General features: G+C 38.2%; 18 protein-coding genes. 5 read left to right on the plus strand and 13 right to left on the minus strand.

Annotation, left to right across the window (positions count from 1 at the left end; all coding sequences use genetic code 11):
* Positions 1–106 precede the first annotated feature (106 nt).
* Both BAU16_RS05210 and BAU16_RS05215 read left to right on the plus strand, forming a co-directional pair.
* On the plus strand, positions 107–1,633 hold the full coding sequence (locus tag BAU16_RS05210; RefSeq protein WP_161526630.1) for a response regulator transcription factor: 1,527 nt from the start codon (positions 107–109) through the stop codon (positions 1,631–1,633).
* The gene (locus BAU16_RS05215; RefSeq protein WP_161526631.1) at positions 1,630–3,327 is read left to right on the plus strand and encodes a sensor histidine kinase; all 1,698 of its coding nucleotides are present in this window, start codon (positions 1,630–1,632) and stop codon (positions 3,325–3,327) included. The genes BAU16_RS05210 and BAU16_RS05215 overlap by 4 nt, the downstream gene beginning before the upstream one ends.
* Before the next feature lie 316 nt (positions 3,328–3,643).
* On the opposite strand, the gene BAU16_RS05220 is transcribed toward BAU16_RS05215, so the two are convergent.
* The 6 genes from BAU16_RS05220 to BAU16_RS05245 all read right to left on the minus strand — a co-directional run bounded on the left by BAU16_RS05220 (position 3,644) and on the right by BAU16_RS05245 (position 9,306).
* The gene (locus BAU16_RS05220) at positions 3,644–4,135 is read right to left on the minus strand and encodes a hypothetical protein (RefSeq protein ID WP_161526632.1); all 492 of its coding nucleotides are present in this window, start codon (positions 4,133–4,135) and stop codon (positions 3,644–3,646) included.
* A gap of 641 nt (positions 4,136–4,776) precedes the next feature.
* A complete protein-coding gene (locus tag BAU16_RS05225; protein WP_161526633.1) occupies positions 4,777–5,805 on the minus strand; it encodes a Gfo/Idh/MocA family protein in 1,029 nt (342 codons plus the stop codon).
* Complete coding sequence (locus BAU16_RS05230; RefSeq protein ID WP_161526634.1) at positions 5,805–6,773, minus strand: sugar phosphate isomerase/epimerase family protein; 969 nt, start codon at positions 6,771–6,773, stop codon at positions 5,805–5,807. Before BAU16_RS05230 ends, BAU16_RS05225 begins: the two co-directional genes overlap by 1 nt.
* A complete protein-coding gene (locus tag BAU16_RS05235; protein WP_161526635.1) occupies positions 6,770–7,486 on the minus strand; it encodes a ThuA domain-containing protein in 717 nt (238 codons plus the stop codon). Before BAU16_RS05235 ends, BAU16_RS05230 begins: the two co-directional genes overlap by 4 nt.
* Positions 7,486–8,223 (minus strand): sugar phosphate isomerase/epimerase family protein, encoded by a 738-nt coding sequence (locus BAU16_RS05240; RefSeq protein ID WP_161526636.1) that lies wholly within the window; start codon positions 8,221–8,223, stop codon positions 7,486–7,488. The genes BAU16_RS05235 and BAU16_RS05240 overlap by 1 nt, the downstream gene beginning before the upstream one ends.
* A gap of 9 nt (positions 8,224–8,232) precedes the next feature.
* Positions 8,233–9,306, minus strand: a complete 1,074-nt coding sequence (locus BAU16_RS05245) for a Gfo/Idh/MocA family protein (RefSeq protein WP_048603661.1) — start codon at positions 9,304–9,306, stop codon at positions 8,233–8,235.
* Between the two features lie 159 nt (positions 9,307–9,465).
* Between BAU16_RS05245 and BAU16_RS05250 the strand changes: the two genes are divergently transcribed.
* Positions 9,466–10,338, plus strand: coding sequence for an AraC family transcriptional regulator (locus BAU16_RS05250; protein WP_048603660.1), 873 nt, complete (start codon positions 9,466–9,468; stop codon positions 10,336–10,338).
* 46 nt (positions 10,339–10,384) lie between these two features.
* On the opposite strand, the gene lacD is transcribed toward BAU16_RS05250, so the two are convergent.
* From lacD to BAU16_RS05280, 6 genes are all read right to left on the minus strand, one after another.
* Entirely contained in the window at positions 10,385–11,398 is a 1,014-nt protein-coding gene (gene lacD / locus BAU16_RS05255) for a tagatose-bisphosphate aldolase (protein ID WP_161526637.1), read from the minus strand.
* 85 nt (positions 11,399–11,483) lie between these two features.
* Positions 11,484–12,650, minus strand: a complete 1,167-nt coding sequence (locus BAU16_RS05260; RefSeq protein WP_048603658.1) for an SIS domain-containing protein — start codon at positions 12,648–12,650, stop codon at positions 11,484–11,486.
* Between the two features lie 16 nt (positions 12,651–12,666).
* Positions 12,667–13,395, minus strand: coding sequence for a GntR family transcriptional regulator (locus BAU16_RS05265; protein WP_161526638.1), 729 nt, complete (start codon positions 13,393–13,395; stop codon positions 12,667–12,669).
* A 310-nt stretch (positions 13,396–13,705) separates the two neighbouring features.
* The gene (locus BAU16_RS05270; protein WP_048603656.1) at positions 13,706–14,569 is read right to left on the minus strand and encodes an ROK family protein; all 864 of its coding nucleotides are present in this window, start codon (positions 14,567–14,569) and stop codon (positions 13,706–13,708) included.
* 1 nt (position 14,570) lies between these two features.
* On the minus strand, positions 14,571–17,246 hold the full coding sequence (locus BAU16_RS05275) for an alpha-mannosidase (protein WP_161526639.1): 2,676 nt from the start codon (positions 17,244–17,246) through the stop codon (positions 14,571–14,573).
* A gap of 12 nt (positions 17,247–17,258) precedes the next feature.
* The gene (locus BAU16_RS05280; protein ID WP_161526640.1) at positions 17,259–18,548 is read right to left on the minus strand and encodes a glycoside hydrolase family 125 protein; all 1,290 of its coding nucleotides are present in this window, start codon (positions 18,546–18,548) and stop codon (positions 17,259–17,261) included.
* A 157-nt stretch (positions 18,549–18,705) separates the two neighbouring features.
* On the opposite strand from BAU16_RS05280, the gene BAU16_RS05285 reads away from it, so the two are divergent.
* On the plus strand, positions 18,706–19,761 hold the full coding sequence (locus tag BAU16_RS05285; RefSeq protein WP_161526641.1) for a GntR family transcriptional regulator: 1,056 nt from the start codon (positions 18,706–18,708) through the stop codon (positions 19,759–19,761).
* Complete coding sequence (locus tag BAU16_RS05290) at positions 19,758–21,902, plus strand: GH92 family glycosyl hydrolase (RefSeq protein WP_161526642.1); 2,145 nt, start codon at positions 19,758–19,760, stop codon at positions 21,900–21,902. Before BAU16_RS05285 ends, BAU16_RS05290 begins: the two co-directional genes overlap by 4 nt.
* A gap of 109 nt (positions 21,903–22,011) precedes the next feature.
* On the opposite strand, the gene BAU16_RS05295 is transcribed toward BAU16_RS05290, so the two are convergent.
* A complete protein-coding gene (locus tag BAU16_RS05295; protein WP_048603651.1) occupies positions 22,012–23,418 on the minus strand; it encodes a sulfatase-like hydrolase/transferase in 1,407 nt (468 codons plus the stop codon).
* Positions 23,419–23,477: the final 59 nt, after the last annotated feature.

Here is a 23,477-nt window from a genome sequence, read left to right on the forward strand (position 1 = left end):
ACTGAAAGCGGTTAAAATATTACAAAAAACAAAAATATTTACAAGTTTTACTTTTGCATACGAAAAAAGGTATACTTAATAAAAAGCAGAAAAAGGAGGGCTATTTTTGGAAACCTTAATTACCATTTTGATCGTTGATGACGAACAGACAATCAGAGACGGTCTTAAACATCTGATTCCTTGGGAAAAAGAAGGTTTTCGGATCATTGGCGAAGCAGCAAATGGGAAACAGGCGTTAGAACTCATTCGAGTAAAAAAACCCGAAATAATCATTACAGATCTCATCATGCCAGAAATGGATGGATTGGAATTTTCTCAAGTGATACATCAACAATATCCTGATAGTCAATTTTTGATTTTAAGCAGCTATGATGATTTTAACTATGTCTCACAATCCTTTAAAAACGGAGCGGTTGATTACCTTTTAAAGCCTACATTAAATCCTCAGAACTTACTGCATGCCATCAAAAAGATTTCACTCAAATTAACAAAAAAACATGAGGGTGACTCCAAACAACAGATGACTTCACAAAGCTTAAATCGAATTTTAAGCGGTTACATGGATGATTTTGAATTAAAAAAAATAGCAGAGTATTTGGACTTTACGACTTTCCAATTGGTCTACACGAATGCCCATTGGTATCAAGATGCCCTTCATGTTCAACATTTTTTAGAAAAAAATGATTTGTTGGATACACAGTTATGCCGTTGGTTGCCTTTTTATTCTACCAATGGAGATTTGGGATTATTGCTGGCAACCAAAAATCCACCACTTTCAAAGAAACAGCTAAAAACAACCATGATTACGTTGCAGGCGACAAATCCAGAAGGTTTTTTTGTTATCGGCGATCCCTTTACCGAAATAACGGAGGTATCTCAACAACTGCGCAATTTAGCACAAAAAAGTTTGGGTCAACGGTTTTATTTTAAAAATATTTTTTTAATAGATGAAGCAGAGAGCTTTTTACTCAATCATGAAGCCCTTTTTAACACCAAACGATTTATTCGAGATATTTTAAATAACGATTTTTCATTAGGCATTCAGAGAATTGAAGATTTCTTTAATCAACTAATTCTTTCTTTCGTGGAGCCAGTATATTTAAAAAAGCAGGCAAGCAGCTTTTTTTATACCTTATTGTCAACATTGGAAAGCTCCTATCCAAAAAGTACCACTTTTCGTCAGCTAAAACTGTCCTTTTTTAATGAATTGACCCGAACAGATTATTTAGAAGATTTTTCGAAGGTAATTTTAGCAACTATTTTAAAGATTCGAAATGAGTTGCAGGAACAAAAAGTCAATAATTTATCCACAGATGAACTTATCAATGATATAACTTTTTATATTAAGAAAAATTTTCAAAAAGAGCTTTCTCTGAGTCAGTTAGCCGATGCATTTCATTTTAGTTACAGTTATTTATCTACTTTCTTTTCAAAACATTTTGATTGCAGTTTTTCTGAATACGTCAACGCTGTCCGACTTCAAGAGGCCAAACGCTATTTATTGGAATCCCCCTTGAACCTATCAGAAATTAGTGAGGCTTGCGGATATTCAGATCTGAGTTATTTTTCTAAACAATTCAAAAAGGAATTTGGAATCAGTCCTTCAAGATACCGGAGGGAGAAACATTCATGAGGCGCCTGCAGCGATGGATTCGATCAAATGAATTGTTCACGCGATTGATGGTTATTGTTATTATTTCGATTATTCTGATTAGTCTATTAACGACTGTTATTGCCTTCAACCGGTCAAAAGATGCTTATCTTGATTCTTATCAGAACTCTAACCAACTTTTGATGACAAAAATTCAAGACGACTATGAAACATTGAACGAAAATATTCAACGTATTTTTGAAACAGTTGACAACAGTCAGGTAGTTGAACAATATCTGAAAAGTGATCAGTCCGATCTTGGTCAACTTATTATTGATTTAAAGAAGCAAATGGCTGATACCCGCTCAATCTTTGAGGATATCCCTTCTAACTTGATTCTACTTGGAAGGAATGGAAAAACTTTTTTCCAAAATGATGGTGTACGGAGTCAATCTATTGAAGATTTTTTGTCTGGAGAACTGATTACCACCTTTGATCAGTCATCAGCGGTTAGTCATTATTTTTATCGTGACGCCGGAATTACAACTTCCACACAAAACGAACCCGGCTTAATGTTTATTCGTAAACTTTCAGATCAAAAAACTACTTTTGGGTATGCACTGATTTTTATTCCGGAACAAAAATTTGCTTCAATCTATACAACACTAATGAATGATCAATTTCATAAAATTCAAATCGTAAATGAACAAAGGCAGATTATTTCCTCCAATCAAAAGCAATTACTTGGGAAATCGCTAAAATTAAAAAATTCACCCAAAGAAATTCTTAGCAAACTACCTCTGTACAGCTATAATTTTACACTTTATAATTCCTTAAATGAGACAAAACTAATTCAAAATATGAATTGGCTCAGACCTACTCTGCTTGTGGCAACATTAGGTATTCTCATTGTTAGCTTTTTAGCATTTTGGATTGTTCGGCAAACAACCCAGCCGATTTACCATTTAATTGGGAAACTCACAGCAACCAAAAGTGGGGATTTTTCAAATAAGGTTCACTTGGAAGGAACTCGGGAAATTAAAGAATTGGGGAAGGCCTATAATTCAATGCTTACTGAATTGCAAACCTATTTTGATCATTTGCTTGAAACCGAAAAGGAAAAACGACTCGCCGAAATTCGTTCATTACAGATGCAAATTCAACCGCACTTTATTTACAACACCCTTACTTCGATAAAATTTTTAATTTGGCAGCAACAGACAGAAGATGCGGTCCTTGCTATTGAAAATTTCATCGTGTTATTGCGCCAAACATTAGGAAACCCTAGCGAAGTCGTTTCTTTGGAAGAAGAGTTAGCAGGAGTAAAAGCTTATACCCATATTTTAAAGCTACGCTATGGAGACAATATCCAAGTGAATTTTCTTGCCAGCGACGATACTTTGGCTTGTCTTGTTCCTAAAATGATTATTCAACCAATTATTGAAAACGCCTATCTTTATGCGTTTCCCAATCAGACAGAGGGCTTCATCCAGGTTTTTACTCAAAAGAAGGAAGATAAACTATATATCGAGATTATGGATAACGGGATTGGCTTTGATACGACACAACTTCAACAACCTGCCAATTTCCAATTAAAATCAACCTATTCTGGAATCGGCCTAAGAAATATCAATGAACGGATTCATCTTCTGTACGGTTCTTCCTTTGGACTTGATATCCACTCAGAACAGCATAATGGAACACTTGTCACTCTTATTCTACCGTGGAAAATTTAATAGAAAGAACCAGTTGTATCTCCGTACTGAACTATTCCCTGTCAAGTAGACTGTGAAAAAAACAAACAATAATTTGTTCGAGTGAAACTCGAATTGGACTTTAGATGTGTTGCAGAATGTTCTTTTCTGCAGCATATCTTCCAGTTTAATAAAAATAATCAAGCGTTTTCTGATTACGATTGGCATGAGATTGCCATGTTTTACCGTGATACACTTATGATTATTTAGCGATGGCTTTGTCATAGTCCAGTCCATGAGCAATGACTGCACTCATGATAGAAATAATTGAACATACAAAAACGCATTTTTTAGTATTTTATTCATAGATTCCAACAATCGGATTTAGGTAATCATTCAAATCAAGTATCCTTTCTAAACTTTGTGAATCCAAACTTACCAGTTTAATAGTTCTCAAGTCCTTTAATTCAACCTTATCTTCCTCTATTTCCCACAATTCAAATGAACCATTTATTGATTGCAGGTATTCGGAAAATGGTCCATAAAAGTTTCCCCAATCATAAACATCGACATAATAAATAAAAGGCCTATTCGTGTATCTATTTATTGTGCTCTCCTCTTTCTCTCTTTTTACAGAAAAAGTCTCGTCCAAGTCATTCAGAAGAACAAACATTTTCTCATCGGGATCAACATTTTTTACATTAATGCCTAAGTTGTTTTCCAAATCTGAAACAATCTCCTCAAAGTTATCTAATCGACATAGTTCGTTAAGTGAAAATAGTTCTGAATCTGAACTAACTGGAGTCTGTGTCAATTTTTGATAACTAGCTATATATATTCCTACAGACATTTCAAACCTCCTTGTAAAATTTTTTGATTGATAATACAACAACTTCTTATTTAATTAATACCCCATTTTATTTCCCTCTCATAATGCATTCATTATAATGCTTAACTGAACGGTTTTATAAAAAGTAACCATAAAGCTTTACTAAAAATCGACGGTATAACCAACTAGATCGCCAGTAGACCAGTAGAATTGAACAAAGGATATAACAATATGTCCACTGGATACCATAGTCCACCTATACTTGGAAATCCAATTTTTCAAAATACTGGAACTAGAAATAGCGTATTCTCTAATAACCACTTGCTAGATTTTTCCACATTCAAGACAGCTATGAATGCAAGTAATTTAGTTTTCTCAGAGTATCTCTTCTAGGTTCTAAGTTCCCAAGTCGCTCGATGTCTCCTTCAGGAAATTTAATAATCCAATCCCCTATAACCATCTCGCAAACTCCGATTCTTTTAATTTCTTCCTTTCTAGAGCTCTTTCCTTGAAGAACCTGATTAATAGAAAATATTTTTTCTTCTACACTAAATTTTACTCTTTGGATATACTAAAAACTCCCATCATACGTAGATTTAAAAATCTTTTTCTAGTCTACGTATGATAGGAGCATAACAAACAAAACAGAGATACAACTATTTTTATTTCCTCATCATCCCATCAATCAACTGCATCACCTTGCGGACTTCATCATTTTTCACCACAGGCTCCGCACCTTCTCTGACAACTTCATAGAAATTTTGATAAAAAGAAGGATATTCCGTCTTAGGTTCAGGAAATGGTAATCGGATCGTTGCTTCTTCAGACGGTGGCGCCATCGTTTTGGTCAGCCCAACTCCCGCTTGAATAGGCGCCGGTGCGGCCACATTTTGTTTTTGACTGGCACTGACCATTTCTCCAGAAAGATCCCAATCCTCGATTTTAGCGGTCCCATTTGTTCCCTTCACATACCAACGTGGCAATTTTGTATAGTTCGTCGTGCCAACTTCCACCAAAGCACGAACACCATTTTCAAAAATCAGATAACTGATAAAACCATCGTCAACTTCATCCCCAAGAATATAGCTGAAATCAATATCTACTGATTTTATTGGACTATCCACCAACCATAACAATTGGTCCAGTAAATGAACCCCCCAGTCCAGCAACATGCCCCCGCCATGTTTTTTCACATGACGCCAGTCACCAGGAATACCGTTTGCTCCTTGCACCCGAGATTCAATCTGAAAAAGTTCTCCGATTGTTTGCTTTTTATACAACTCGCGGATAATCAAAAAGTCTGGGTCCCATCGGCGATTTTGATGTACCATAAAAATTTGTTGGGTTTCTTTTGCAACTTGTAAAATCTCATCTAATTCTTGGGTATTCATTGCAACAGGTTTTTCACATACTACATGTTTTCCCGCTTTCATTGCTTGAATAGCCAGTTCTTTATGGCAGTCGTTTGGCGTTGCAATCAGAACGGCTTCAATCGTTGGATCTGTTAAAACGGCTTCGTAACTTTCATAATTTCTCAACCCGTTCTGTTTGGCAAATGCTTGTCGTTCACCAGAAATATCATAGGTTCCAACCACCTGAATTCGTTGCTCTGCCTGTGGCATAATCGTACTTACATGATAGGAACCCATCCCGCCGTAGCCAATGATTGCAAAATGAATTGGTTTGTTCATTACACCCACCACATTTCCGAAGGTTGCTCTTTGATCATTACTGATTTTAGATTTTTGACTGCTCGTGTCAATCCTTCGTCTACTGACATAATTGGATCTTCATGCTCAATACTTAAAACATAATCATACCCATAGATTCGCAAAGCTGAAATCATATCCGACCAAACTTTTAAATCATGTCCACAACCTACAGAACGAAATGTCCATGCCCGTGTTTTTACATTGCTGTAAGGTTGCATATCTGTCAATCCATGCATATTAATATTGTCTTGGTCCAAGTACGTATCCTTCGCATGAAAATGATGGATTGCATTTGCTTCACCCAGTATCTTGATTGCTGCTACCGGGTCAATTCCCTGCCACCATAAATGACTAGGATCTAAATTACAGCCTATCGCTTTTCCAGTTGCTTCTCGCAAACGCAACATAGTATAAGGCGTATGTGCCAAAAATCCGCCGTGTAATTCAATTCCGATTTTTACTCCGGCACTTTCTGCCACCTGATTGATTGTTTTCCAATAAGGAATCAACTTTTGTTCCCATTGGTATTCATAATTATCGTTGTATTCAGTTGGCCAAGGCAAAACAGGCCAGTTGACTTGAGTATCCGTTGGGTTTCCACCAGAGACCCCAGAAAAACCGTTGACTACGGGTACGTTCATCAACGAAGCAAGTTTAATCGTTTTTTGTAATAATTCATCGGCTTCTTTCGCTACTGCCGGAAGTGGAGAAATCGGATTATGATGGGCACTCAATGCAGAGATTTCCAAACCCTTATCTGCTAATTTTGCTAAATATTCTTTACGTGCATCCCCAGATGCTAAAAGATGATCAATATCAAGATGGGCATTACCGGGAGAGCCACCTGTTCCAATCTCAACGGTTTGTAATCCGTAATTTGCAGCAGCAGTGATCATTTCTTCAAACGTCAAATTGTTAAAAACTGGCGTAAATACACCTAATTTCATTTTTCTTCCTCCAATGCTTGATAATGTCCGTATGTTGGGTAAACAGCCCGAATTGGTGCACACCAGTGAATCGCATTTTTAAGGACTTTTTGCACATTTTTGTTGTAATAACTTGGATAGGTTTCATGCCCTGGTTGAAAATAGAAAATACGACCATTGCCCCGTTGATAAGTACACCCACTGCGAAAAACTTCTCCGCCAGGAAACCAGCTGATAAAAATCAGTTCATCGGGAGCAGGAATATCGAAGTGTTCTCCGTACATTTCTTCTTGTTCCAATTCAAAATAATCACCGATACCTTCTGTAATCGGATGTCCTGGTTTTACATTCCAAATGCGGCAATGTTTCTGATCTTCCCGCCATTTTAAATCACAGGAAGTTCCCATTAATTTTTTGAAAATTTTTGAGAAATGACCGGAGTGCAACACAATCAAGCCCATTCCTTGCAATACCCGCTGTTGGACCCGTTCGATAATGACATCTTGTACCTCATCATGTGCTTGATGCCCCCACCACACTAACACATCTGTCTGAGCTAAAACTTCCTCAGTCAAGCCATGTTCTGGCTCATCCAAAGTAGCAGTGCGAATCGTGAAGTCATCTGTTGCCAATAATTCCGCCAACTGACCGTGAATACCTTTAGGATACATTTGTTGAACTGCTTCATCCGTTTTTTCATGACGAAATTCATTCCAAATCGTTACGCGAATCATTAAAACACTTCCTCTATTATTTTTTTCAAATTATGCTGATTCATTACAGCAGCTTCCATCGGTGAAAACTTTTGAAAGGCTTCCTGCTCAATGATTAGCCAAGGCATTGCTTGTACTTTGGCAAATTCCAAATAATCCTTGATTGGTAGCAAACCCCGACCAATTTCCGTACTTTCTTTAGGCTCCCTCTGCATATCTTTAATATGCAGCAAGGCTATTTTCGATTGATGCTGTTTAAGCCAAGCAGCTACATCGATCCCAGCATAAGCCAACCAATAAAGATCAACTTCTAATTTCACTGTTTGCGACAAATAATCGAGAATATCTGTGTCTGGAATTTCAGAAAACTCATGAGCATGATTGTGGTAAGCAAAGTGCAATCCAGCTGCTTTCAACTTTGTATCTATCTGTTGTAAGTCACTCGCTGCTTGCTGCCAGTCTTCAAAGGTTTCAAAATGCAGCCATGGACAAACTACTTGTGAATTACCAATCGCTTTTTCAAAAGCGATAACCGCTGGTAAATCATTTTTCAGCTCTTCAAACGAAATATGAGAAGCAGCTACTTCCAGTTTCAGTTCTGTCAGCCAGTTTTTGATTTCTTCTGCTGTTTTTCCGTGATAACCAGCAAATTCGACACCATCATAGCCAGCTTCTTTCAGTTGTTTTAGGGTGCCATAGAAATCGGCTTCGCAAGCTTCCTTGACACTCCATAATTGCAAAGCAATTTTAGGTTTCATTTTCTTCTCCTATAAATAAACCGGTGCGCCAGTTTTCGAAGACTCGTAAATCGCTTCTAAAATCTGTGTGACTACAAAAGCCTCTTGTGGTTTAACGACTGGTTCTGTGTCAGTTAGAATCGCGTTAATCCAGCTTTTAGCTTCTCGAATCTCAGGTGTTTCATCCGCACCTTCATAAAAATCAACCCCACCAGTTTCCAGTTCAATCTCTTTTGCATATAACAAACTGTGATCTTCTCCATTAATTGTCAGACCATTATTCATATCTGCACCAGCTTTGGTTCCACAAAGAGTTGTTTTTGCTTCCTTTACATCCAAACTGTTCAATGCCCAGCTGGATTCCAAGAAAATCGTCGCACCGTTTTCCATCGTAATAAAGCCAAAGGCAGAATCTTCGACTGTAAATTTCTCGGGATTCCATGGACCCCAAGCATTTGCCGCATTTTCAGTTTTCGACAATTCATGATAAGCTTTTCCAACAACCAATTTTGGCTGATAATTATCCATCATCCAAAGAGTCAAATCCAATGCGTGGGTACCGATATCAATCAATGGACCTCCTCCCTGAGCTTCCTCATCAAGAAAGACACCCCAAGTCGGTACTGCCCGGCGACGAATGGCATGGGCTTTTCCAAAATAGATTTCTCCAAGTCCATCTTCTCGACAAACATTATGGAGATAAGTCGAATCAGTCCGGAAACGATTTTGGTAACCAATCGTTAATTTTTTCCCTGTTCGTTCAGCAGCAGCAATCATCTGTTTGGCTTCAGCAGAAGTTTTTGCCATTGGTTTTTCACACATGACATGACAATCTGCTTCCATTGCTGCAATTGAAAGTTCAGCATGTGTCGCATTTGGCGTACAAACGTGAACAACATCCAACTTTTCTTTTTTGAGCATTTCTCGGTAATCTGTATAAATATGTCCCTTATTTTTCCCAAATTTTTCCTGTGCCGCTTCTGCGCGTTCCTCAATCAAATCACAAAAAGCCACCATTTCTACTTCGGCAACTTTTGATAATGCCGGCATATGTTTCCCGTTAGCGATACCGCCGCAGCCAATAATTCCAATTTTTAGTTTCATTCATTTCCTCCTGTAACCGTTTTATTTTATCTAAGTATAACGAACTGAATAAAAGAATTCTTCCCATTTTTCTTGTAAAAAATTCCCGATTTTTGTCCTAATTTACTTTTTTTCAGGTACAATAGAACAAAAGAAACAAACCATGTTTGGAGGAAAACTATGAGCCAATATTTGGAAATTCCTAAATTAAACGGACTCTTTCCCTTTCGGAGCTTTATCAGTCATGGATGGGACATCACCTATCCTCACTGGCACAAAGAAATTGAAATTATTTACTGTCTTAAGGGGCGGGTAAATTTAGGCGTTTATGAGGAGATCATTCAATTGGAAGAGGGGGAAATTTATTTTTTTCCAAGTGGTGAACCGCATTTTTTTCTGGCTTCCCCTGATAGCCAAAGAATCGTGTATCAGTTTGAGTTAAAGCTTTTTCATGAAAATGAAAACCTCCAGCAAAAGGATCGAACACTATTTGAACTTTTCGATACAGCAGTCAATCACAGCCGTTTTTGGCCAGAGAACAGTGAAAAACAACTAAAAAAATTGTTACTTTCGATCTATGAAGAAAATGAGACAGAAAACGAGGGAAAACAATATACAATTATGGGGGCATTGTATCAAATTGTCAGTCTGTTTTATCGGTTACCCGTAAAACCTGTTCAAGATGCGAAGCGCGCCACCCAAAAAGCACTAAAAAATAAAGAGACTTTGACCTATTTGAATACCATTTTTGAATATGTTGAACAACACTATCTCGATCCCCTTTCTTTGGAGGATATTTCTTCCCATTTAGGATTCAGTCCTAGTTATTTTTCTCGCTTTTTTAAAAAAAATGTTGGCTTTTCCTTTACCCAATATTTAACGGAATATCGCATCAATCAAGCAAAATATATTTTAGGTACAGAAGAACTGCCAATGACTGAGGTCGCAACAAAATCTGGCTTTGCCAGCGTCAAAACATTCCATCACGTTTTTAAATCCAGTGTGGGAATCTCTCCAATGCAGTTTCAGAAACAATTGGGAGGAACAAAATAATCCCAGAAGATTAGTTTTGCAGTTAATCTTCTGGGATTATTTTTTACTAGGCTGAAACTACTGGATCCAATTTTTTAACTTCTACTTTTGAATGCCAAGTAGAAGCGGTTGTATTGAGAATCTCATTTAATGCTTCAATATTTTGACGTCCTTCTGTTGCCAACCACTTCGCTGCAGCCTCAGGCCCTTCTTTTACAAATGGTTCGACAACACCTTTCCAAGTTGCTCGCCCACACAACACTCCGTTAAATTCAGAGCCAGCTTCTTTAGCAAGCAATAAAGTTTCTTGAAACAGCTTTGCTGAAACGCCGCCAGATAAGAAAATAAATGGCAGAGTCGTCGCCTCACTTTGTTCTTTGAAAAAGGTCTGTGCGGCTTCTTGAGTATAGACGGCTTCTTCTTCGGCGAACCCCTCAACAAAACGCATATTGACCGGTACTTCAACTTTTAAAACATCAACTTTATATTTGGGTTTGGAGAATTCTTTCATCATTTCAATTACTTTGCGGGGTTTCACAACTGCATATTCACGACTATTCACATCAGAAATATTGGCATCATAGGAAACTAATTCAAGATAAAATGGCATATCTTCTCCAGCACATTCACTTCCTAAACGTTCAATAAAAATATGTTTTTGATCATTGATTTCAGAACCTTCATCCACATCGTAATACAGTAAAAATTTAATTGCATCTGCTCCTCTGGCTTTAAGACGTTCCACCGACCATTCCTGCAATAAATCGGGCAATCTTCCCGGAGTCGTTGTATCGTAGCCAGTTTTTTCATAAGCAAACAATAATCCTGCTGTCTTAGCCCGCGCATCAGCTGCGGGTAGTCCGTATTCAGGATCCAATAAAATAGAAGAAGAGTACTTAGTTAACTCTTTAGAAACCAGAACCTTCAACTCTTCAATATCTTTTGCTTCTGCCGTCTTACCCAATGCAGCAAACATTTTTTTTAATGCACCTCGTTGATCAATGGCCAACGCAGCAATAACACCATCCTTTGTAGACAGCTGATTCATCATATTCTTTTTGCTTTTACTTATTTCTAACACATCATTCACCTCAAATATTATTTATGACCTATCATAGAAATGACTACTCGGTCTACACTTTTGGTCTATTTTTAAATGACTTTATTTATTCGTATGGGTGGATTGTTACCCCCTTAACTACACGGTTGACAGTGCCTGTTGGCGAAGGAGTATCCGGCCTGTTGCCGATTTTAACAGAAGACAGTAAAGCTACAGTTTGTGCCACCATCAAAAACGGTAGTGCTGCATAACCATCTGGTAAGGGATCACTCACTGTATTAAAAAGAAAATTTGTACCTGGGAATACTCGTTTGTCGTTCCTTTGACCAATTGCTACCACTGGTAGTGCGATTTTATCTCCAGCTATTTCTTCTAAAATATCAGAATCGTATTGCCGGGTGTAAGCTGTATTGCTAAGGAAACCAAAAACCAATGTTTTATTATCTACAAAAGATTTAGGACCATGACGAAAACCCATAGAAGAATCAAAAACTGTCGCCGTTTTTCCAGCAGTCAGTTCTAAGACCTTCAACGAAGCTTCCCTTGTCAAGCCTGAAAATACGCCTGACCCAAGATACACAATCCGTTGGTAATCCAATGCAATTATTTTCTGGATTTCCGATTCCCTTTCAATGACCTCTCTTCCTAATACAGCCATTTCATCAATGAATTGTTCTTTTTGGTGATTTTTATCGAACACCAAAAGTGCCATCAATAACATACAAGAAAAACTACCAGTCATTGCAAATCCTTGATCATTCGCTCCACTAGGCATCAACAGTAATAAATTATTGGGATCGTTTTTTGACTGCTGAGCTAATTTTCCCTCCGATGCACAAGTAATAGTGATATGGCGAATGTGAGTAACCACTTGATTCGCAATTTTAACCGCAGCTAAACTTTCAGGAGAATTCCCACTGCGAGCAAAAGATACTAGGATCGTCCAATCATCTGGTTGTAAATAGTCTAATGGTGCTGCCACAATATCCGTTGTTCCAATACTCACGAAATCAAAACGAGTGTGATCCCCATTTTGATTCAAGAATGGTCTCAGTGTATCGCCAACATATTGAGAAGTTCCAGCACCAGTAAAAATCACTCGAATTCTTCCAGAAGCTTCTTGAGAAGCAATAGCTAAAAAACTATCAATTTTTTCTTTTATCTGATGGTAGATTTGCTGCGTTTCTATCCATAAATCGGGTTGTTGCATAATTTCTGCAGTTGTAATTGCTGCACCTTGTTTTTCCAATTCAGCTTTAGAAAGTTTAAACATAGTTATACCTCCACTATTAAAAGCGGGTATGAACGATTTTATAACGAAACTGATCCGCACGTGCGATACTTTCCGTATACTCAATGATTTCATTCTTCATATTATATGTTTTTCTCATCAAGTGTAGGACTGGTGCCCCTTCACGAATGGCTAATAATTCTGTGTCCTTCGCCCGAACAATACTCGCATAAAATTCTTCTTCCGCTAATTTTATTGTTTCCTGAAAATCTTCTTTAAAAATATCGTACATCGCTTTCTCTTCTAATTGTTTCTTGGTCAATGTCAGAAAATGGTTAAAGGGTAGATATGTCCTTTCCAACATCATTGGTAATTCATCCGCAATACGCAATCGCTTCAATTTGATCAATTTTACTCCCAAACGTAGATTCATTTGCTGAGCCAAATACTTATTGGCTTCAATTTTTTCAAACAACAGAACTTCAGATTTTGGAATTTTCCCTAACGACTTCATTTGTTCCGTAAAACTATAAGAACCAACCAAATTCAACGCTGTATCCTTCAAATCTGATACAAAAGTTCCTTTTCCATGCTGTCGATAGATAAATCCAAGGTTTTCTAATTCCTGCAAGGCAAGCCGCACCGTTGTACGGCTTAATCCATAAATTTCAGATAATTCTCTTTCTGAAGGAAGCATGGTGTGGGATTCAAGTTCATTTTCAATTTTTTCTTTTAATAATTCCACCAATTGATCATAGAGTGGTTGCTTTTTTATTTTGTTTGCCATGTTTTTCACCTTTTCTGGTTACTACAACCTATTCAGCACCATTATATCTGTTAGTTTGCAGTTTTATTTTTATAATAGCAAACAAATTTGCTTTGTACCAACAAATCACTTAATCACTCACTCCCTTTTTCCCTCCACACCAACTGGTAGTAACCACACATCCAATATACTACCTGTTAAATTATAAGTCAATGTTTTTCCTTAACCTCTTCCAAGATGAACATGAAAAGAACGAAGAATTTTTTCTCCAAGAAAAAAGAAAAAAAAGAAGCCCCGTTATCAAGGACTTCTTTTCAATTTGTAGCGTAATTTATTTTTTCATTGCTTCCTTCGCCAACAGCAAGCTACCAATAATTCCACTTTCATTTGGCATACCCCAACGCACGATGTATTCTTCTGGTGCCGGTGTTTCCATATAACCAGCCATTTGCTCAACAAATTGTCGACGGATATTTTGCAAAAGATGGTCTTGGTTCATTACACCTCCACCCAAAATGATGACCTCAGGAGCCAGTGTCAATGCATAGTTCATCAAAGCTTGGGCAATATAGTAGGCTTGAATATCCCAAACCGGATGATCTTTTGGCAAATCTTGTCCTTTGATTCCTGTTCGAGCTTCCAAGGAAGGTCCGGCAGCCAACCCTTCAAGACAATCTTTGTGGTAAGGGCAGGTTCCTTCATAATCATCTTGTGGATGACGTTTGATTCGGATATGCCCCATTTCGGGATGGGCAATCCCTTGAAAAATCTCGCCATTCAAAACAACACCCGCACCAATCCCGGTACCAACGGTTAGATAAATACAACTGTCTTTTCCTTGCGCGGCTCCTTGCTTCAACTCACCAAAAGCTGCTGCATTCACGTCCGTTGTCCATGCAAAAGGAATGTCGTATCTTTTTTTCATCGTTCCCAGAAAATCATAATTTGCCCAGCCTTTTTTCGGCGTTGCTAAAACAAAACCATAATTTTCTTTTGATTCATCGATTCCAATTGGTCCAAATGACCCAATTCCCATTGCTTCTAATGAATAGTGATCAAAAAAATGAAAAACTTGCTCAAAGGTCTCCTCTGGTGTTGTTGTTGGAATGCTGACTTTTTCAATTATTTTTTGATTTTCATCAGCTACTGCGCAAACAAATTTTGTTCCGCCGGCTTCGATACCACCAAAATACATGTTACTCCTCCTCGATTCCAATCGTGCGGATTTCATAAGGTCGCAATTCTTTTGAAACCGTTCCGATTGGTTCTTCTAATAAATTCAGCAGTTCACTGTTGGTTTGATTTTCTTTTGTAACCATCAGTTCAGTTGCTTCATTGCTTAGATTATACCCCCGAACAATCAATTTCGCATCACTTTCTCGGCGTTTTAAAGCAGTGACTGCAAAAGTTGAACCTTTGATACTTAAGTAGTGCTTTTTATTTTCCAAAGTTCCGGTATGAATACTGGTTTGTTTACCTGTAAATGGTACCTGATTGCTGTGTGCACGTTGATATGTTGCAAAACGTTCCTCAGGTGCCCCATGAATTTCAATACCAAAGACAAATGTGTGCTCACCCAAGCATTGCGCTTCCGGTGTTGGAAAATAGCCCCAATCGCCTAATTCTCCTACACTTCGTAATAAAGTCAGCGCAATCGTATCTTCGACAATTTCATATTCATTTAATCCAAAGTTGGATACCGTCACACCAAAGGTATCACCGTGCAAGTTGACAAATGCGTGCTGATGTTGTGGATTCGTTGGATTTTCCCAATGAGTTGAAACGGTATTTGGTCGAGTGACAGCTTCGTAAATGCTATCTGCTTCATGGGTTTCAACGGCTAGGGTTGTTGGGAACAGTGCTCGTAACCGATGATCTTTCGCTTGATTGTTCATTGATGTTTCAAATGAAACGTCACGGGTCACATCATTGATAGTGATAATTGTTTTTAGAGTCATTGGAATCATTTTTTTAGAACGTTGCGCTTTTCGATAACGAAATTCAATGACTGCTTGTTGTTCCTCCGTCAACCGTTCGTCTGCCGCTTCCGGTACCAACATACTTTGTGTTAAAAGAACCTTTCCAATAACACCATTGTTTTCAATAATTTCTACAGTATGAGGAAACTCTTTGGATAAAATCGCCCGATCATTGACTGGTTGCTTAAAGATGTATTCATTTCCAACATCCCCTACATCTTCAAAAACCAAGAGATTTTTCAACGTTTTACCGGTAGCTTTGTCTGTTAAAGTCAAAGAACCATTTTCTTCAATCGTCGCTTTTACAAATTGATTTTCCAAAACGCGGCCATTTTCGTGTACCAAGGAATTTGGAACAATCGCACTTTTTTCTTCAATTAATGCAAATGTTTCCCATGAAAATCCAGCCATTTTCTCTACTTCCAGTGTTACGATAACATAACTTTCCATATAAGGAATTCGAAATGCTTCTTTTGGCAACTCGTAATTAAAGCGAACTTTGGGCTCACTAATTGCGGCCTTCATTTCTTCACCTGCAGCATTGATGATTCGATACATACCAGCTGGCTGATTTTTTAATGATTCAAATAAACGGTGAGGAACGCCTTCTTTAAATGTTTTCCGCTCAAGTTCCACTTCAATTTCAGCGGTACCGCTTTTAATTGTGCCGTTTGTATTGAATACGACAAACGGTTTGCTGTTTTTAGGAAATTGAGTCGTATCAATGGCTTGAATCAATGTTGCTGCCGCTTCCTCTGCCACAAATTTCCCAACTTCATTTGCCTTTTCAAAACGAGGCATCATTTCTCGATGAACTTCATCAACAGAACAGCCGCAAATACTGTCATGAGGGTGATTTTGCATCAAAGTCTTCCAAGCATAAGTTAATTGATCGTGAGGATAATTTTTCGTCACATCATAAGCCATCGTTGCTAAAGGTTCGGCAATATTTTCTAATTGACGAGATACCCGAGTGTTCCATTGTTTCAAATATACACGAGCAGAAGCAGTATTTGCTAAGGTATACCAACCATCTGTTTCCTGACTGGTCAGTTCGCCATGAACAGTTCCCAGATCCTCTGGCAAATCGCCTTGAACTGCTTCTAAATATTCTGTAAAGCTAGAATGAACAAATTCATAGTCTGGGAACAATTCATTTGCAAGTCGAATTGCCGCAGTAACATCCTTCTGTACTGGCTGATGATCCACTCCGTTCATCATTAAATAATGATTCGTTGAGCCATATTTTTCAACATCTGCCAATTTTTGTTTCCAAAAGATTTTTGCTTCCTCTAGATCAGTTGGGATTTCATTTCCATTGCTATACCAATTAGCGAAGAGCAATCCAAAAATTTCACTCCCATCCGGTCCCTCCCAATTCATCTCTGAATATTGAGAGGTATAGTTATCATCTGGCAAAACTTCATTATCAAAGCCGATTGGTTTTACTCCCCGACCAAATGCCGCACTTTTTAAATTTGCCTGTAACATCATTTGTGGCGTTTGCCCCATATTACCAAAAGTATCCGGGAAGTAGCCCAGCATGACCGGTGTGCCCCACTTTTTACTTTCTGCCATGCCAATCAACATATTTCTGGTATTTGATTCTGAACTGGTCAAAAAATCATCTTGTAAAATATAAAAAGGGCCAATCTGTAATTTCCCCGCATGAATTGCTTTTTGTACTGCTTCTCGTTTTTCAGGACGGACTTGAAGGTAATCATCTAAAATAATCGTTTGTCCATCTAAATGGAAACTGTTAAATTCAGGATCTTTTTCAAATAACTCCAACAAATCATCCATTAGGGTCACTAACCGCATATGGTGTTGCTCATAAGCCATATACCATTCACGATCCCAATGGCTATGAGAGATAATATGAACTTTTTTCATTGAGAACTCCTCCTATTTTTCTACACGGATATCAAAATAATCCATCACTAATTCGCAAAACATCATATTTGCCCAAGAGAACCATTCCCGAGTGTATTGATCGGGATCATCCACATGAAAACCTTCATGCATCAAATGTGTTCCGGCATCTGTTGCCACTAATTGGTTTAAGATGCGTTCTTTTTCTGATTTGCTGTTTGTTGTCATCCCTTCCATTGCTAGTGCAATTGGCCAAACATAGTTTTCCGGTGTATGAGAAGAACCGATTCCTTTGGCAAACTTTCCTTCATAATAATACGGGTTTTCTTTACTTAACAATGTATTTCTCGTACGTAAATAACGCGGATCATTCATTTCGCCATACCCCAAGTAAGGCGCAGCGATCAAATTAGGAACATTACTGTCATCCATTAAAGTAGCGTTTCCTTTTCCATCTACTTCATAGGCGTAAATATCTTCACCAGCTTGATTTTTTGTACGTCCAAATTCTTCAATCCCTTTTTGAATATCTTTTTTCAATACTCCTGCTTTTTGAACAATCGCTGGATCCTTTAAAATAGTTGAAAAAATTTCTTCCAGATAACCTAAAACTACTACTGCAAACATATTTGATGGAATTAAATAGCCATAAGCGCAAGCATCATCACTTGGACGGAAGCCTGACCACGTTAACCCAACAGGAGCGACTTTTGCACCGCGGCCTTCATTGATCAAAGTGTCTTCTTTACGATCCGTGTCACGAACAAAGGTATAAGGTGACTCTGCATGGTTTTGTTCTGTTGCAAAAACCTCTAAGATTTTATTTACCCCAGAAACAAAATTTTCGTTAAATTGATCGGTTCGTCCAGTATTTTTGTATAACAGATAAGCCAGCTGAACGGGATAACAAAGAGAATCGATTTCATATTTTCGTTCCCAGATCCAATCATTCATCTCAGTATGATCGGTTTGATGCCCTGCACCATTGGCTGTTTCGTTAAAAGCATTCGCATAAGGGTCAATATTGATATAGAAAAATTGTTTCTTTACAAGTCCTGAAATCATTGCTGCTAAATCTTCGTCTTCTTTTGCAACAACCAGGTAGGGTCTAACCTGCGCCGTGGAATCGCGCAACCACATTGCTGGAATATCTCCTGTCAAAAGAAAAGTCGTACCATCTGTTTGTCGTTTGACAGTTGTTAAGAGGGTGTTTGCAAATGCCGCATTAAAATTCTCTGCCCATCCACGATGGTCCGTGCCGCATTTTTCAGTGATCATTTCCATAAAGTTCTCAACTGATTTTGGTATATCTTTATAAACCATTTATTTGTTTCCTCCAATATTTGATATATCATTACTCCGTAAGTATACCTCTTCGCTCTCCCGTTGTCTACGCTTTCAGAGAAAAAAAGAACATTTACATTTTTGAAAAATATGGTATTATCAAAATATGATATATCATTTAAGAGAGGAGGCTATCATGAAGGAACCACTATACAAAACAATTTTACAAGATCTTGTTAAAGACATAAAAAAAGGAACTTTTCCTGCCGGCGCACAACTACCTACTGAAAAGGAACTTTCAGAAAAATATCAAGTTAGTCGTATCACCTCAAAACGTGCACTGACTGAATTAGAACAAGCAGGATTGATCTATCGTCTTCGAGGCAAAGGCAGTTTTGTAAAAGCTACGAATCAAGCAGAAAAAAAAGTTACTACCCATCGTATCTTATTTCTTTTGCCTTTTGTCAATGATTTGTCTGTTGGAAATTTCAATGAAGGTCTGACACCATTTTTACAGAAGAAAAAATATGATGTGTTACTGACAACCTCTGATTTTCTGACACAAAAAAATGCTGACGATATTCAAAAAGAATTTGACGGATTGATTTATTATGCTTTAGACACCGAACAGCATCTAGATATTCTTTTCGAATTATCCCTGAAAAATTTCCCTGTAGTTATTCTTGATAAAAAAATTTATGACCTGCCCTTTCCCACTGTTTTATCGGACAATCGGTCTGGAGGTAAACTGGCAACTGAATTTTTGATCCAGTCAGGACATCAAAAAATAGCTTATCTTTTTGGGAATCAAGTCCATCCACAATCTGTTCGTCAACGTTATCTAGGCTATATTCAAGCCATCAATCAAGCTGGAATCACTTTTCACACTTCTTTAGATGATCCACTTGCGACAACTAAAAATCTCTGGCACTATCTTCAGCTGCACAACATTACTGGCTTGGTGTGTGAAAATGATTTAGTTGCTATAGAGGCCATGCGGATCATCAAGCAACATCAGCAACAGGTTCCTAAAGATTTCTCTGTCATCGGCTTTGATGATATTCAAGCGGCTGCGCTTGTTGATCCTCCATTAACGACCGTTGTACAAGATTTTCGGACATTGGGACAAACAGCGGGAACCTTTCTGATTAACTGGATCGAAAAAGGAGAATTGTCACAGGATCACAATGTTCCTGTGCATTTAATTAAACGTGCTTCAACAAAAGAAACCACTAAGGAGAAGTCTCAATGAACATAGAAAAAATTGACACACGTCACGGAACCGCCAATCAACATAGCTTTTCTAACGGAAATTGTTTACCTTATACTGGTGTTCCTTTTGGTATGAACTATTTTGCCCCTCAAACCACTGATCAAAAAGGCAGCTGGTGGTTTCATCCGGAAGACCGGGTTTTTCAAGGTTATCGCTTAACACATCAACCCAGTCCTTGGATGGGGGATTTCAGTTCCCTCCTGATAACACCAGTCAGTGGACATTTTGAACAAGTATCCCCTTTTCACGTGCAAAGTTCGTATCGTCCAGAAGAAAGCCACTTCAGTCCCACCCATTTAGCGATGGAACAATTACGTTATCAAATTACCTCAAAACTAATTCCCAGCATGTATGGAGGAATTTTAGAAATTACGTATCAAAAAAAAGAAAACGGTCTCTTTCTTTCCCTGCCAGGTACCTATCAAATCAAAGCCCTCGATGAAAAACATTTGGCTTTTCAACTGATTAATTTCAGCGGGTGTGAAGATGACCATTTCACTTTTTATGGAATTTTACAATTTGAACACCCTATGATAGAAGCTTTTGAAATGCAATCAGGAACAGATGGTCACGTATTGCTATCTTTTGGTAATTGCTCAAAACAAGTTTTGCGTTTTGGTACTTCCTTTATTAGTCAAGAGCAAGCATTGCTTAACTTGCAACGGGAACAAGAACAAACGCTTCAAGACTATCTTCAAGCCAGTCAATCCCAATGGCAGCACTATTTGGATAAAATCCAAGTGGAGCACCACGACTATGAACAAACAAAAACTTTTTATCATAATCTTTATCGTGTCTTTCTTTTTCCGCAGACCTTCTATGAACTTAATGAGAAAAAAGAGAAAATCCATTATGATACTTTGCATAAACAGGTTCGCCCCGGTGTTTTATATACAAATAATGGATTCTGGGATACCTACAAAACGGTTTACCCGCTATATTCATTGATTGCTAAAGAAAAATATGAGGAGATGTTGGAAGGTTTTTTAAACAGCTACTACGAATCCGGCTTTTTACCAAAATGGCTTTCTCCTGATGAACGAGGCTTGATGCCGGGAACATTAGTAGATGCTGTGATCGCTGATGCAGCTGTCAAGGAAATTCGTCCTGATTTAATGCCTGAATTTTTAAAAGCCATGATTAAAGGAGCGACCATCCAAAGTGAAAAAGACAACTATGGTCGACAAGGAACAAAGGATTATCTGACATACGGCTACGTTCCCAGTGATTATCACGAGTCAGTCAATCATACGCTTGATTATGCGTATAGTGATTTTTGTATTTCTCAAGTTGCAGACACATTAAATCAAGCGGAAACCGTTGCTCACTATCGACAACAAGCCGGCAACTATCGCCAATTATTTGATGAGCACGTAGGATTAATGAGAGCAAAGGATCGAGAAGGAAATTTCCGAAGCCATTTCAATTCTGTTCGCTGGGGTGGCGATTACGCGGAAGGAAGTGCATGGCAAAGCAGCTTTGCCGTTTATCAGGATTTTGCTGGCTTAATCAAGTTATCTGGAGGAGACACTGCCTTCCAACAAAAACTGATTGATCTATGTAATCAACCTCCCTCTTTTGACGTCGATGGCTACGGATTTGAGATTCATGAAATGAGTGAAATGGCCGCTTTAGAATTTGGTCAATTGGCAATTTCCAATCAACCAAGTTTCCATTATCCATTTCTTTTCAGCTACATTGGCAAACCCGAGATGGCCCAGCCTTTACTGAAACAATTGATGCAAGAAACTTTTCATTCAGGAATTAAAGGCTATCCGGGAGATGAAGACAACGGCAGCATGGCTGGTTGGTACATTTTTAACAGCCTTGGTTTTTATCCTGTCACCCCCGGTAGTGGAGAATACGTGATTGGAATGCCTTTGGTGAAACACGCAAAGATCAGCCTTTCAAACGGAAAAGAGCTAGTGATCGAAGCAACACCAAATTTACCTCAGCAACAATTTATTCACGAAATCAAGCGAAACCAAGAGATTCACAAAGCGCTCTACTTCACACACAATGAGTTGTTGGCTGGCGGAACCATTGATTTCCATCTGGGAATCGTTCCAAATCCACGAACGTATCACTCAAACGAGCTCCCTTTTTCACTTTCAAAATAAACTACTTAAAAATCCTCGCAAAGCTGATTTCTACGGCTTTGCGAGGATTTTACTTGTTAAATTCTTTTTGATGAAGGTAAAGCCAATTATCCTCAAACTAAGAATAAATTTATTTTTCTGACTCTAGTTTTTCTTTTTGCGCCCAAAAAATCTTACCTTGTTCAAACTGGCGATCTCCTAACACTTTTGCATGTTGAACCAATTCTGCCTGCATTTCTTTTACAAGAGGCTGAAATTCTTCCGAATCGGCTAAATTATTCATCTCTTTTGGATCCTTCATAAGATCGAACAATTGCGTATGCCGTCCATAGATTGTTGCATATTCAATCAGTTTATAGTTTTCTTTCAAAAGGCCACGAATTTTATCAGTAAAGAGCAAATAGATTTCTTTCCGCCCTTCTTCTACTCCAGCGATTACTGGGAGCAAGGATTTACCGAACAAGCCTTCAGGAATCTGAACACCGGCGTAATCTAAAATCGTCGGCATGATATCTAAAAGCAATGCTCTTTCTTCCACTCGATAATTTTCTGGAATTCCCGGTCCTGCCATAATCAAAGGAACGTGAATACTGTGTTCATAAAGATTTTGTTTGCCCATTAAGCCGTGTTGACCAATTGAGATGCCATTGTCACCAGTGAAAATGATTAGTGTGTTCTCCAGTTGACCAGTCTCTTTTAACGCATCAATGATCGTTCCGATGCGCTCATCGATGTGGCTGATCATTGCGTAATAATCTGCAATATGCTGTCTCACCGCTTTTTCAGGTCGTGGATAAGCTTCCAATGATTCATCCCGCTGTGCTTTGACATCAAAGTCAAAAGGATGTTCCGGCAAATAATTGACAGGTAGTTCGATCTGATCTGGATCATACATATTTTGGAATTTTTCTGGCATCGTTCGTGGATCATGCGGCGCCAAAAAATTGCCGTTAATAAAGAAGGGTTGCTCTGAACCGGAAACTTCGTGTATTTTCTTAATAATTTCATCTGAAAACAAATCAGTGGAATGTTTCCCTAAATCCAGATGATCTGCAGGCATTTTTATTTTGATATTTGTAGAAAACGGATCGTAGGTGAAGTTTTTCCACTGATCATATTTCTTTGAAGGATCAAAATTATTCACAGGAACATTCCAATGATCCCACATACCGCCAAAAAAGATTTTTCCTCCATCGGTAAAGGCTCGACCATAACCATCGATCCCATTATGCCACTTTCCAATCCCGATTGTTTGGTAGCCGTTTTTTTTCAATTCTTCTCCTAAAATTGCATGATCTTTTGGGATTACTGCACCGAGATCTTGTAATTGAAAGAGATGTTGAGAGGTGTGCATCATTGCTCGTGAAGGCATACAAACTGCTCCAGAAGTTCCACCAGGAATGTAGGCGTTCTCAAAAGTTGTCCCCCGTTCTACTAACTTATCCAAATTGGGCGTCTGGATCTCTTTATTTCCCAAGGCATGAACTGTATTGAACCGTTGATCGTCTGCTACAAGAAATAAAACATTTTTTTTCATTTTCTTCGCTTCCTTCTATATTTTATAGCGGAAAAAGTACTTTTTCCGCTTGATTCCTT

The sequence above is a fragment of the Enterococcus sp. JM9B genome (genome assembly GCF_009933265.1).
GTDB lineage: Bacteria > Bacillota > Bacilli > Lactobacillales > Enterococcaceae > Enterococcus_C > Enterococcus_C songbeiensis.

Excerpts from the sequence above, each read along its gene's own strand:
- BAU16_RS05250 (WP_048603660.1), top strand. The coding sequence starts at position 9,466 with ATGAGCCAATATTTGGAAATTCCTAAATTAAACGGACTCTTTCCCTTT.
- BAU16_RS05220 (WP_161526632.1), bottom strand. The coding sequence starts at position 4,135 with ATGTCTGTAGGAATATATATAGCTAGTTATCAAAAATTGACACAGACT.
- BAU16_RS05270 (WP_048603656.1), bottom strand. The coding sequence starts at position 14,569 with ATGTATTTTGGTGGTATCGAAGCCGGCGGAACAAAATTTGTTTGCGCA.
- BAU16_RS05295 (WP_048603651.1), bottom strand. The coding sequence starts at position 23,418 with ATGAAAAAAAATGTTTTATTTCTTGTAGCAGACGATCAACGGTTCAAT.
- BAU16_RS05230 (WP_161526634.1), bottom strand. The coding sequence starts at position 6,773 with ATGAAATTAGGTGTATTTACGCCAGTTTTTAACAATTTGACGTTTGAA.
- BAU16_RS05290 (WP_161526642.1), top strand. The coding sequence starts at position 19,758 with ATGAACATAGAAAAAATTGACACACGTCACGGAACCGCCAATCAACAT.
- BAU16_RS05265 (WP_161526638.1), bottom strand. The coding sequence starts at position 13,395 with ATGGCAAACAAAATAAAAAAGCAACCACTCTATGATCAATTGGTGGAA.
- BAU16_RS05260 (WP_048603658.1), bottom strand. The coding sequence starts at position 12,650 with ATGTTTAAACTTTCTAAAGCTGAATTGGAAAAACAAGGTGCAGCAATT.
- BAU16_RS05215 (WP_161526631.1), top strand. The coding sequence starts at position 1,630 with ATGAGGCGCCTGCAGCGATGGATTCGATCAAATGAATTGTTCACGCGA.
- BAU16_RS05245 (WP_048603661.1), bottom strand. The coding sequence starts at position 9,306 with ATGAAACTAAAAATTGGAATTATTGGCTGCGGCGGTATCGCTAACGGG.
- BAU16_RS05280 (WP_161526640.1), bottom strand. The coding sequence starts at position 18,548 with ATGGTTTATAAAGATATACCAAAATCAGTTGAGAACTTTATGGAAATG.
- BAU16_RS05285 (WP_161526641.1), top strand. The coding sequence starts at position 18,706 with ATGAAGGAACCACTATACAAAACAATTTTACAAGATCTTGTTAAAGAC.
- BAU16_RS05240 (WP_161526636.1), bottom strand. The coding sequence starts at position 8,223 with ATGAAACCTAAAATTGCTTTGCAATTATGGAGTGTCAAGGAAGCTTGC.
- BAU16_RS05225 (WP_161526633.1), bottom strand. The coding sequence starts at position 5,805 with ATGAACAAACCAATTCATTTTGCAATCATTGGCTACGGCGGGATGGGT.
- BAU16_RS05275 (WP_161526639.1), bottom strand. The coding sequence starts at position 17,246 with ATGAAAAAAGTTCATATTATCTCTCATAGCCATTGGGATCGTGAATGG.
- BAU16_RS05235 (WP_161526635.1), bottom strand. The coding sequence starts at position 7,486 with ATGATTCGCGTAACGATTTGGAATGAATTTCGTCATGAAAAAACGGAT.